The 12,601-nt window shown below is 54.8% G+C and carries 8 protein-coding genes; 5 read left to right on the top strand and 3 right to left on the bottom strand.

Going from position 1 to position 12,601, the window contains the following annotated elements:
* Positions 1-143: 143 nt before the first annotated feature.
* Both mgtA and mgtL read right to left on the bottom strand, forming a co-directional pair.
* Positions 144-2,852 carry a magnesium-translocating P-type ATPase gene (gene mgtA / locus B9P82_RS10640; protein WP_016151487.1) on the bottom strand — a complete coding sequence of 903 codons (2,709 nt, stop codon included), beginning with the start codon at positions 2,850-2,852 and terminating at the stop codon, positions 144-146.
* A gap of 144 nt (positions 2,853-2,996) precedes the next feature.
* On the bottom strand, positions 2,997-3,050 hold the full coding sequence (gene mgtL, locus B9P82_RS29395) for a mgtA regulatory leader peptide MgtL (RefSeq protein ID WP_223870169.1): 54 nt from the start codon (positions 3,048-3,050) through the stop codon (positions 2,997-2,999).
* A gap of 191 nt (positions 3,051-3,241) precedes the next feature.
* Here mgtL and treR point away from each other — a divergent pair, with 191 nt between their 5' ends.
* The 5 genes from treR to nrdG all read left to right on the top strand — a co-directional run bounded on the left by treR (position 3,242) and on the right by nrdG (position 10,655).
* Positions 3,242-4,189: a trehalose operon repressor TreR gene (treR, locus tag B9P82_RS10630; protein ID WP_016155565.1), complete on the top strand. Its 948-nt coding sequence runs from the start codon at positions 3,242-3,244 to the stop codon at positions 4,187-4,189.
* Positions 4,190-4,346: 157 nt separating this feature from the next.
* The gene (gene treB / locus B9P82_RS10625) at positions 4,347-5,765 is read left to right on the top strand and encodes a PTS trehalose transporter subunit IIBC (protein WP_101700315.1); all 1,419 of its coding nucleotides are present in this window, start codon (positions 4,347-4,349) and stop codon (positions 5,763-5,765) included.
* A gap of 49 nt (positions 5,766-5,814) precedes the next feature.
* Positions 5,815-7,467 carry an alpha,alpha-phosphotrehalase gene (treC, locus tag B9P82_RS10620; RefSeq protein WP_101700314.1) on the top strand — a complete coding sequence of 551 codons (1,653 nt, stop codon included), beginning with the start codon at positions 5,815-5,817 and terminating at the stop codon, positions 7,465-7,467.
* A 409-nt stretch (positions 7,468-7,876) separates the two neighbouring features.
* On the top strand, positions 7,877-10,015 hold the full coding sequence (gene nrdD, locus B9P82_RS10615) for an anaerobic ribonucleoside-triphosphate reductase (RefSeq protein WP_016151477.1): 2,139 nt from the start codon (positions 7,877-7,879) through the stop codon (positions 10,013-10,015).
* 175 nt (positions 10,016-10,190) lie between these two features.
* The gene (gene nrdG / locus B9P82_RS10610; RefSeq protein WP_065554560.1) at positions 10,191-10,655 is read left to right on the top strand and encodes an anaerobic ribonucleoside-triphosphate reductase-activating protein; all 465 of its coding nucleotides are present in this window, start codon (positions 10,191-10,193) and stop codon (positions 10,653-10,655) included.
* A gap of 32 nt (positions 10,656-10,687) precedes the next feature.
* On the opposite strand, the gene B9P82_RS10605 is transcribed toward nrdG, so the two are convergent.
* Entirely contained in the window at positions 10,688-12,601 is a 1,914-nt protein-coding gene (locus B9P82_RS10605) for a BglG family transcription antiterminator (RefSeq protein ID WP_094761005.1), read from the bottom strand.

Raw genomic sequence — 12,601 nt, 5'->3', positions numbered from 1 at the left:
TCGAATTAATTATCTTTTAACAGAAATAATAATGCGCATGAATTTTATGCGGCGCGAATCATCGGGCGATACCGATATTCTTCCTGCGCCAGGTTACAGCTGCGTTGGCTTTTTAAGGGACCAACGCAGCCGATATCTTGTGCTTATTGCCAGCCGTAGCGGCGGCTATAAAAACCTTTCACGAGCTGGGTTAATGTCATGTAGCCCGCCAGAATCGCAATCAGCCACGGGAAGTAGCTCAGCGGCAGCGCCTGCAATTGCAGATAGTTGGCCAGCGGCGAGAACGGTAATGCAATGCCTACCACCATGACCACCAGCGTCATCAGCATCAACGGCCATGCGGCGCGGCTTTGGATGAACGGCACGCGGCGGGTACGGATCATATGCACAATCAGCGTTTGCGACAGCAGGCCTACCACGAACCAGCCAGACTGGAACAACGTCTGATGTTCTGGCGTATTCGCATGGAAGACGAACCACATCAGGCAAAATGTCAGAATGTCGAAGATCGAGCTGATTGGTCCAAAGAAGATCATAAAGCGCCCCAACTCGCTGGGATTCCAGCGCTGCGGCTTTTTGATCTGCTCTTCGTCGACGTTATCAAACGGAATCGCCACCTGGGATACATCGTACAGCAGGTTCTGAATTAGTAAGTGCAGCGGCAACATCGGCAGGAACGGTAAGAAGGCGCTCGCCACCAGCACGCTAAACACGTTACCGAAGTTAGAACTGGCCGTCATTTTGATATACTTCAGCATGTTAGAAAAAGTACGGCGTCCTTCGATCACCCCTTCTTCCAGCACCATCAGGCTCTTTTCCAGCAGGATGATATCAGCCGCTTCACGCGCAATATCAACCGCGCCGTCAACGGAGATACCAATGTCCGCCGCACGCAGCGCCGGGGCATCGTTAATGCCATCCCCCATAAAGCCAACCACATGACCTTCGCGCTTGAGCAGCGTGACAATGCGCTCTTTGTGCATCGGTGTCAGACGAGCAAACAGCGTGGTGCGCTGGGCCAGCGTTGCCAGCTCATCGTCGCTTAACCCTTCAATGCTGCTGCCGATAACCACATCGCCCGCATCCAGCCCTACTTCATGACACACTTTCGCCGCCACCAGCTCGCTATCGCCAGTCAGGATTTTCACCGTAATACCGCTGGCTTTCAGCGCTTTGAGCGCTGGCGCGGTGGTCTCTTTCGGCGGATCGAGGAACGCAATATAGCCTTCGAGGATCAGATCTGATTCATCAATACGCTGGTAATCACCCTCACGCGCAGGCAGGTATTTCGTCGCCACCGCCACCACGCGCAGCCCCTGGCGGTTCAGCGTATCCGTGACGCGCTTCACCCGACGCAGCATGTTGTCATCTAACGGGACAACCTCACCGCTGTAGCGCACCTGGGTGCAGACGCTGAGGATCTCCTGCAGCGCGCCTTTGCACACCAGCTGATGCACATCGGTTTCTTCAGCGACCACCACCGACATGCGGCGGCGTTCGAAGTCAAACGGGATCTCATCAATTTTCTGCCAGCGGGTAGAGAGCTGGCGGGCTGATTCTTCGTCCACGCCTTCCAGCACTGCCGTATCCAGCAGATTCTTCAACCCGGTCTGGTAATGACTGTTCAACCACGCAGAATGCAGGACGTGCTCGCTGGGCTTACCAGATATATCTGTATGATTCTCAAGTACAATTTTGTCTTGTGTCAGGGTGCCCGTTTTATCGGTACACAGGATATCCATCGCGCCAAAGTTCTGAATGGCGTCGAGGTGTTTGACGATGACCTTTTGTTTTGACAGCTTCACCGCCCCGCGCGCCAGCGTCGAGGTGACGATCATCGGCAACATTTCCGGGGTCAGCCCCACCGCGACAGACAGGGCAAACAGCGCCGCTTCCCACCAGTCGCCTTTGGTATAGCCGTTGATGATGAGCACAATCGGCGCCATCACCAGCATAAAACGGATCAGCAGCATGCTGACGCGGCTGATCCCTTTCTGGAAAGCATTCTGCTCGCTTTCCTGCTCGCTGACACGGCCCGCCAGTTGCCCGAACCAGGTATTGGCTCCGGTCGCAATCACGATGGCCTGCGCCGTGCCGCTCACCACGTTGGTGCCCATAAAGCACAGGGTATCGCATTCGAGCGGGTTGCTTTGCTGCGGGTCGCGGCTGGTTGCGACTTTCTCCACCGGCAGCGATTCACCGGTCAGCGAAGCCTGGGCCACGAACAGGTCACGAGCCTGCACCACACGCAGATCGGCCGGGATCATATCCCCTGCCGCCAGCTTAATGATATCGCCGGGAACTAACTGGTCGATCGGCAGTTCAACCCAGCCGTTCTCTCCTTTCTCGTTGATAACGCGCAGCACCGTAGCGGTGTTACTGACCATCGCTTTCAGCGCATCTGCCGCTTTGGTGGAACGCGCCTCCTGCACAAAATTCAGCAGCGTAGAGATGACGACCATCAGAGCAATGACGCCAGCGGCAAACAGATCTTCGGTGGCATAGGAAATCGCACCGAGGATGGTCAACAAAATATTAAACGGGTTGCGGTAGCAGACCCACAGATGCACCCACCACGGCGACGGCTTCTGCGCCGGCAGTTGGTTCTCACCATGTAATTCGCGAGCGTTTTCCACTTCTGCGGCGTTTAATCCTTCCGGGTGCGCGCCAAACGTTTTCCACAGCGCGGCTTCGTCCATCAGCGCCATTTTCAGACAATGTTCGCTCAGCGATGGTGGGATCGGCGTGCTGGCAACGGTCTGGGCATTAGGCAACGGATCGCGATGCACCAGACGATGTGGTAAATGGCGGTTTAGCCGGGCAAATAGCTGGCGAGTAATATTTTTGAACATAGGCAGTCCCTCTGCGCCAGTCTCAACAGGCGCAGTAAATCCTTCAGGCGTGGCAAAGCCTTACCTGATGGCAATATTAAATTCACAACAGGGACGTCAGAACGTCACTGTCTTACTGCTCCGGTAAGACAGTGAAAGACAGGCTTACCGGAAAGGGGAGTTTCTCCATCTCGGGAGAGGGGTGGGATCGGGATCCATATAGCCTCCGGTAAGTGAATGATTTGCGCTGCGGATTATACGCAGAAAACCATAAGGTTTGTGGCAATTATGGCAGTATGATAAACCATGGAAACTAAACCAAACGTATACCAGACTTTGCCCATTGCGCTGCGCTTGAGTAAAGTTATTCTCTATTTGGCATAACTTCACACGCAACACGGGAAAACAGGATGCAAAACCGGCTGACAATTAAAGACATCGCCCGCTTAAGCGGTGTGGGAAAATCAACCGTTTCCCGTGTGCTTAACAATGAAAGCGGCGTGAGCGAACGCACCCGCGAACGCGTTGAAGCGGTGATGAATCAGCACGGTTTTTCCCCTTCCCGCTCCGCACGCGCCATGCGCGGACAAAGTGACAAGGTGGTGGCGATCATCGTCACGCGTCTGGACTCGCTTTCGGAAAATCTCGCCGTGCAAACCATGCTGCCCGCCTTTTATGAGCAGGGTTACGACCCGATCATGATGGAAAGCCAGTTCTCGCCCGAGCTGGTTGAAGAGCATCTCGGCATGCTCAGACGCCGCAATATTGACGGCGTGGTGCTGTTTGGTTTTACCGGCATAAGTGAATCCATGCTCGCCTCCTGGCAGGATTCGCTGGTGCTGCTGGCAAGAGATGCCAAAGGCTTTGCCTCCGTCTGCTATGACGATGAAGGCGCCATTCGCACCCTGATGCAGCGTTTATACGATCGCGAGCATCGCCATATCAGCTTTCTTGGCGTTCCCCATAGCGACGTGACCACCGGTAAGCGCCGCCATGAAGCCTACCTGGCGTTCTGTAAGAAACACAAACTGCATCCTGTAGCCGCGCTACCGGGTCTTGCCATGAAGCAGGGTTATGAGCAGGCCGCCAACGTCATCACCCCGGAAACCACTGCCTTAGTCTGCGCGACGGACACCCTCGCCCTTGGTGTCAGCAAATATCTGCAAGAGCAGCGAATTGAGAATCTACAGCTGGCGAGCGTGGGCAGTACGCCGCTGATGAAATTCCTCCATCCGGAAATTATCACCGTCGATCCAGGATATGCCGAAGCCGGACGACAAGCGGCCTCGCAGCTGATCGAGCAGATCAATGGCCGTAGCGAACTACGACAAATCGTTATTCCTTCCACCCTCTCCTGATCGCTTTCTGAGCGTTAATTTGTGATCTTCGCTGCGTTTCGGGAACGTTCCCATTTTTAAAAAATCATCGACGATATACTCTGGCCACAGCAACGAGAGAGTTGCCAGATGGCGATGCTAAAACGTCTTATCCGGCCTACGGGGAACACACATCATCATGAGCAAAATAAAACAAGCAGACATCGACCGGCTGATTGAGCTGGTAGGCGGGCGCGACAATATCGCCACGGTAAGTCACTGCATTACTCGCCTGCGTTTTGTGCTGAATCAGCCTGCGAATGCCAGGCCAAAAGAGATCGAACAGTTGCCTATGGTCAAAGGCTGCTTCACCAACGCCGGGCAGTTTCAGGTGGTGATTGGCACCGAAGTGGGCGATTACTACAAAGCGCTGCTGGCGACAACCGGTCAGGCCAGCGCCGACAAAGAGCAGGCGAAAAAAGCCGCGCGGCAGAATATGAAATGGCACGAACAGCTGATTTCTCATTTTGCGGAGATCTTCTTCCCGCTGCTGCCAGCGCTGATTAGCGGCGGCTTGATCTTGGGGTTCCGTAATGTGATTGGCGATCTGCCCATGAGCAACGGGCAGACGCTGGCGCAGATGCATCCTTCGCTGAAAACCCTTTACGACTTCCTGTGGCTAATTGGCGAAGCGATCTTCTTCTATCTGCCGGTCGGGATCTGCTGGTCAGCAGTGAAGAAAATGGGCGGTACGCCGATCCTCGGTATTGTGCTGGGTGTGACCCTGGTTTCACCGCAGCTAATGAACGCCTATCTACTCGGTCAACAGGTACCGGAAGTGTGGAACTTCGGCCTGTTCAGCATTGAGAAAGTGGGCTATCAGGCGCAGGTTATTCCGGCACTGCTGGCCGGTCTGGCGCTCGGGTTTATTGAAACACGCATGAAACGCATCGTCCCGGATTATCTGTATCTGGTGATCGTCCCGGTGTGCTCGTTGATCCTCGCGGTATTCCTCGCGCACGCCTTTATTGGTCCGTTTGGCCGCATGATCGGCGACGGTGTCGCGTTTGCGGTCCGTCACCTGCTGACCGGCAGCTTTGCCCCGATTGGCGCGGCGCTGTTCGGCTTCCTGTATGCCCCGCTGGTGATAACCGGCGTGCATCAGACCACGCTGGCTATCGACATGCAGATGATTCAGAGCATGGGCGGTACGCCGGTATGGCCGCTGATCGCACTGTCGAATATCGCTCAGGCCTCAGCGGTAGTCGGGATCATCATCTCCAGTCGCAAACACAATGAACGTGAAATCTCCGTTCCTGCCGCGATCTCCGCCTATCTCGGGGTCACTGAACCGGCCATGTACGGGATCAACCTGAAATACCGCTTCCCGATGCTGTGCGCGATGATCGGTTCCGGTCTCGCCGGACTGCTGTGCGGCCTGAACGGCGTGCTGGCGAACGGAATTGGCGTCGGCGGTTTGCCAGGCATCCTCTCCATCCAGCCGACTTACTGGCAGGTATTTGGCTTGGCAATGGTCATTGCGATTGTTATCCCCATGGTACTGACCTCATTCGTTTATCAGCGTAAACACCGTATGGGCACACTACAAATTGTCTAACTTTTCTTCGGGGCGCAGTTGCGCCCCATCGTATTTCCAGGAAACAACCATGAATATTCCCCACTGGTGGCAAAACGGCGTCATCTATCAGGTTTACCCCAAGAGTTTTCAGGACACCACCGGCAGCGGCACCGGCGATTTACGCGGCGTGACGCAGCGCCTCGGCTATCTGCAAACGCTGGGGGTTGATGCCATCTGGCTGACGCCGTTCTATATTTCGCCGCAGGTTGATAACGGCTACGACGTCGCGGATTACATGTCTGTCGATCCGGCCTACGGAACGCTTGCAGACTTTGACGAACTGGTGGCGCAGGCGAAAGCGCGCGGCATCCGTATTATTCTCGATATGGTGTTTAACCACACTTCAACCCAGCACCCCTGGTTTCGTGAGGCGCTGGATAAAGACAGCCCGTATCGTCAGTTTTACCTCTGGCGCGACGGTACGCCAGACAGTCTCCCGAATAACTGGCGCTCCAAATTTGGCGGCAGCGCCTGGGGCTGGCACGCCGAAAGCGAGCAGTACTATCTGCACCTCTTTGCTCCGGAGCAGGCAGACCTGAACTGGGAGAATCCGGCGGTCCGCGCCGAGCTAAAAAAAGTGTGCGAGTTCTGGGCCGATCGCGGCGTGGACGGGCTGCGTCTCGACGTGGTGAATCTTATCTCTAAAGATCAGGACTTCCCGAGCGATCCCGACGGCGATGGGCGGCGTTTTTATACCGACGGCCCGCGTGCGCATGCGTTTTTACGTGAAATGAATCGCGACGTCTTCACGCCCCGCGGCCTGATGACGGTCGGCGAAATGTCTTCCACCACGCTGGAAAACTGCCAGCAGTACGCCGCACTCGATGGCAGCGAACTGTCGATGACCTTCAACTTCCACCACCTGAAAGTGGATTACCCCAACGGTGAGAAGTGGACGTTAGCCAAACCCGACTATGTGGCGCTCAAAACCCTATTCCGCCACTGGCAGCAAGGCATGCACAATCAGGCCTGGAACGCGCTGTTCTGGTGTAACCACGACCAGCCACGCATCGTGTCGCGTTTTGGCGATGAAGGTAAATACCGCGTTCCGGCCGCAAAAATGCTGGCGATGGTGCTGCACGGTATGCAGGGCACGCCCTACATCTACCAGGGTGAAGAGATCGGCATGACCAATCCGCACTTCCGCCAGATTACCGATTACCGCGATGTGGAAAGCCATAACATGTTTGCCAACCTGAACGGCCAGGGGCGCGATGCGCAAGAGCTGCTGGCGATCCTCGCCAGTAAATCGCGCGATAACAGCCGCACGCCGATGCAGTGGGATGCCAGCAAACACGCGGGCTTCACCCAGGGTGAGCCGTGGATCAATCTGTGCGACAACGCAGCGGATATCAACGTGGCGGCAGCGCTGCGCGATACCGACTCGGTGTTCTATACCTATCAGAAGCTGATCGCATTGCGTAAAGCAGAGCCGGTTATCACCTGGGGCGACTATCAGGATCTGCTACCGGACAGCCCGCATCTGTGGTGCTATCAACGTGAATGGCAAGGACAGCGGCTGCTGGTCATTGCTAATCTGAGCGATACCTTCCAGAGCTGGCAGCCGACCCAGACCGACGGCAACTGGCAGGTGCTGATGCACAACTATGCCGAGGTCGCCAGCCAACCCGCAGACATGACGCTGCGTCCTTTTGAAGCCGTCTGGTGGTTGCAAAAATAGCTTGCAATTATGTTCAGGCCCGGTACGCATAACGCTGCCGGGCTTTGATGCCTACGCTCAGCTTACCTTTCTGTTTTTGTTGAATAATTAATCAGAATTTTCTGCCCACAATTTACAATCGGCTGTAGTGCCCGTCATCTGTACGCTCCGATTTTTACTTTGCGCTACATCAAATAAATCGTAAACATCCTTGATGCAAATCACTACATATAGAACTTAAAATGCACGCCGACCCAATATGTTGTATTAATCGACTACAATTGCTACAACTACAGTGCACCGCTTCACGGTGGAATTGTGGATAAAGTGGGTCAGGATTGCGGGAAGTCATTGGCAATAGAGATGAATAAAGCCCTGATGGCCTCCCCAACCTCTGTGGATAACCTGTTCTTATAAATATGGAGTGATCATGACACCGCATGTGATGAAACGAGATGGCTGTAAAGTGCCGTTTAAATCAGAGCGCATCAAAGAAGCCATTCTGCGTGCAGCTAAAGCAGCGGGAGTCGATGACGCAGATTACTGTGCCACCGTCGCAGAAGTCGTTAGTAGCCAGATGAATGAGCGCAGCAAGGTCGATATCAACGAGATCCAGACAGCGGTAGAAAACCAGCTAATGTCTGGCCCGTACAAACAACTCGCCCGTGCGTACATCGAATATCGCCACGACCGTGATATCCAGCGTGAAAAACGTGGCCGTCTGAACCAGGAAATTCGTGGTCTGGTTGAGCAAACCAACTCTGCTCTGCTGAATGAAAATGCCAACAAAGACAGCAAAGTGATCCCGACCCAGCGCGACCTGCTGGCCGGTATCGTTGCCAAACACTATGCGCGTCAGCACCTGCTGCCGCGTGATGTCGTCCAGGCGCACGAGCGTGGTGATATTCACTATCACGATCTCGACTACTCTCCGTTCTTCCCAATGTTTAACTGCATGCTGATCGACCTGAAAGGCATGCTGACGCAGGGCTTTAAGATGGGTAACGCGGAGATTGAACCGCCAAAATCCATCTCTACCGCGACCGCCGTCACCGCGCAAATTATCGCGCAGGTCGCCAGCCATATTTATGGCGGCACCACCATTAACCGTATTGATGAAGTTCTCGCGCCGTTCGTTACCGAGAGCTTTAATAAACATCGTAAAACCGCTGAAGAGTGGCAGATCCCGGACGCCGACGGTTATGCCCATTCCCGTACCGAGAAAGAGTGCTACGACGCATTCCAGTCTCTCGAGTATGAAGTGAACACCCTGCATACCGCCAACGGTCAGACGCCGTTCGTGACCTTTGGTTTTGGCCTGGGAACCAGCTGGGAATCGCGTTTGATCCAGCAGTCCATTCTGCGTAACCGTATTGCCGGCTTGGGTAAAAATCGTAAAACCGCAGTGTTCCCGAAACTGGTGTTCGCGATTCGTGACGGTCTGAACCACAAGTTTGGCGATCCGAACTACGACATCAAGCAGCTGGCACTGGAGTGCGCGAGCAAGCGTATGTATCCGGACATCCTGAACTACGATCAGGTGGTCAAAGTGACCGGCTCGTTCAAAACGCCAATGGGCTGTCGCAGCTTCCTCGGCGTGTGGGAAAACGAGAACGGCGAGCAGATTCACGACGGACGTAACAACCTCGGCGTTATCAGCCTCAACCTGCCGCGTATCGCGCTGGAAGCGCATGGCGATGAAGCCACCTTCTGGAAACTGCTTGACGATCGTCTGGTGCTGGCGCGTAAAGCGCTGATGACCCGCATTGCGCGCCTGGAAGGCGTGAAGGCCCGCGTGGCGCCAATTCTGTATATGGAAGGGGCCTGCGGCGTGCGTCTGAAAGCGGACGATGACGTGTCAGAAATCTTTAAAAATGGTCGCGCATCCATCTCTCTGGGCTACATCGGTATTCACGAAACCATCAATGCGCTGTTTGGCGACAAGCATGTGTATGACAGCGAGCAGCTGCGCGCCAAAGGTATCGCCATTGTGGAACGCCTGCGCCAAGCGGTCGATCAGTGGAAAGACGAAACTGGCTACGGCTTTAGCCTGTACAGCACGCCAAGTGAAAACCTGTGCGACCGTTTCTGCCGTCTGGATACCGCCGAATTTGGCGTGGTCCCGGGCGTGACCGACAAAGGCTACTACACCAACAGCTTCCACCTCGACGTGGAGAAGAAGGTTAACCCGTACGACAAGATCGATTTCGAAGCGCCGTACCCGCCGCTGGCAAGCGGGGGCTTCATTTGCTACGGCGAATACCCGAATATTCAGCACAACCTGAAAGCGCTGGAAGACGTCTGGGATTACAGCTATCAGCACGTGCCCTATTACGGGACCAACACGCCAATCGATGAATGCTACGAGTGCGGCTTTACCGGTGAATTTGAGTGCACCAGCAAAGGTTTTACCTGCCCGAAATGTGGTAACCACGACGCCGCCCGCGTATCGGTCACCCGCCGCGTCTGCGGTTATTTAGGCAGCCCGGACGCACGTCCGTTTAACGCCGGTAAGCAGGAAGAAGTGAAGCGCCGCGTTAAGCATTTAGGGAACGGGCAGATCGGTTAATTTAGACGATTTTATTGCCCGGCGATGCGACGCTTTTCGGGCCATTATTTCCGCAACGCAATTCACGTCATAGCAAGGCAGCAAATGAGTAAGTCCCGGGGAGCTTACATAAGTAAGTGACTCGGGCGCACGAACGCAGCTATGGCGCGAATTGATAAACGGATGAGAAGCGAAAATGAATTACCATCAGTATTACCCTGTCGACATCGTTAACGGTCCCGGCACTCGCTGTACCCTGTTTGTTTCAGGATGCGTGCATGAATGCCCCGGTTGCTATAACAAAAGCACCTGGCGGCTCAATTCCGGCCAGCCGTTTAGCAAAGAGATGGAAGACAAGATCATTGCCGATCTGAACGACTCGCGTATTCACCGTCAGGGGATCTCGCTCTCCGGCGGCGATCCGCTGCATCCACAAAACGTGCCGGATATTCTGCAACTGGTGCAGCGCATTCGCGCTGAGTGTCCGGGAAAAGACATCTGGGTGTGGACCGGCTACAAGCTCGATGAACTCGATGCCGCGCAAATGCAGGTTGTCGATCTCATCAACGTGCTGGTCGATGGCAAATACGTGCAGGATCTCAAAGACCCGGCGCTAATCTGGCGCGGCAGCAGTAATCAGGTTGTGCATCACTTGCGTTAATTTCCAGCAGTAGAGGTTCTGTTTTCCGCCCCTCAAAAACGGCTCACACACTCCATTGCAACCGTTTTGAACTCGCTGAAATTCCGGCATGCGCAGAGTCGCGTCATCGCGCGCTCGCGCAGGAAGGTGACGAAAATATCGTAGATCGCCATCGCTTCTTCGTATTCGCTTTTGCTGATGGCGAGCAGGAAGATCACATGCGCCGTTTCATCCCCCCAGGCGATACCCTGCGGGGCGAGGATGGTGTAGACCACCGTTTTCTTTGCCAGCAGACCGAGGGCGTGCGGCAAGGCAATGCTGTCACCCAGCATGGTGCTGACGATGGCCTCACGTTCAACCACCGAATCAAGAAACTCCGCATCGACAAAGCCTTCATCCTGCAACTGGCGACATAAAACGTTGAACAACGTTTGTTGATCCATTGGCTCGTCGATCACACGAAAATGGGCGGCATCGAAGAATTTGTTCAACATCCACGGACGGGTTCTGTCGACCAGCACCAGTTTGCCAATTTGCTCCAGTTGATAATCGGTAGGGAACGGTGCAATCATCACCACAGGCTTATCTTTTTCACCAACCCGCGCGGTAGAGATGACGAAATCTTCGCTGATACTTTCCCGCTGTTCGTAGTCGCGTAGCGTCACAGTATCGACGATTTCTATCTGCGGATACTTACGCGCCAGCACCGCCTCAATCATCCGCACCATCGCATTTCCAGCATCGCATACCAGCAGAACTTTCGGCTGCCTCTGATAACCGATGTTGTAACTACGCTCCAGCCCGACGCCAATATGCAGCACAAGGAAGCCAATCTCATTTTCACTGATGGTGTACGGCGTATATTTTCCCCATCCCGAGACGGCGGCCAGCGTCATGTCCCAGGCCATCGGGTAGTGCTGTTTAATATTTTCCAGTAGCGGATTGGGGATCATTATCTGGTAACGCACCCGGGTGATCATCGTCTTAATATGCGTCAGCAGATCAGCATGTAACTGTTTGTCATTCAACAGGTTGTAGTTGTACTGGCTGTTGATAAAACGCAGGATGTAATTGACCAGCGCTTCGTCATCATCCGCATTGATGGCGCTGGGGGCGATCTCTTGTACCTGGCGGGCGGCGATATGCACCTGCAGCCAGTTCTCTTCGGAAACGGTAAGCGGTTTATCCGCCAGTCGGTGCAATACCGCTGCGATTTCCCGCGTGGCCAGGCACACTGATTGCTCGGCTTCTTCTGCGGCAAATTCCGGGAGGGGATACCCTTCGCTAATCCGCCGTACCGCCACCGCGCAGTACAACCGCAAAAACAGCTCACCCTCATCGGTCAGGCGAATGTGAAAACGGGCAAAAATATCCTGCAAAACAGGTTGTAGCTGTTCAGGGATCCCGGCATTTAGTGCCTCTTGCGTCACTAGCGGGTGCTGTGGATCCTGCTGCGCCAGCGTCCATAGCAGATCGGTCAAACAGGCGCGGATCGCCATCTCGCTGCCAAACAGCTTCATACCGTGACGGGGGCGCGTTTCCAGCGTCAGATGATAACGTTGCAGATGCTCGCGCACCTCAGCCATATCGTTTTGCAGCGTCGCGCGGCTGATAAACCATTCATCAGCCAAATCCTCCAGCTTCAGCGAAAAGGCCGACGTCAGAAAACGAACCACCAGCCAGTGCACCCGCTCCTGGCTGGTGCGAGGGATGCGCAGCAACGCGTCTGGTCGCTGCGTTTGCAGGGCATGATAACGTGCCGGGTCGTCAATTTTGAGTTGATAACCGTTACCCCGGCTGAGGACAAACTGCGCGCCGTACTGGGTGAGCAGCGCGTTTAGCGCAGTGATATCCGCCCGTACGGTGCGTGTGGAAACCGACAACCGCTGCGCCAGCTCGTCCTGTGGAAGCGCTTCGTTTTGCAGCATGCCAAACAGCTGCGCTAAACGTTGGTTGGGGAATCGCAC

This window comes from Citrobacter sp. L55 (assembly GCF_002850715.1).
Classification (GTDB): domain Bacteria; phylum Pseudomonadota; class Gammaproteobacteria; order Enterobacterales; family Enterobacteriaceae; genus Citrobacter; species Citrobacter braakii.
The sequence above is the reverse complement of the archived record's forward strand: the minus strand, read 5'-3'. Positions and strand labels throughout refer to the sequence as shown.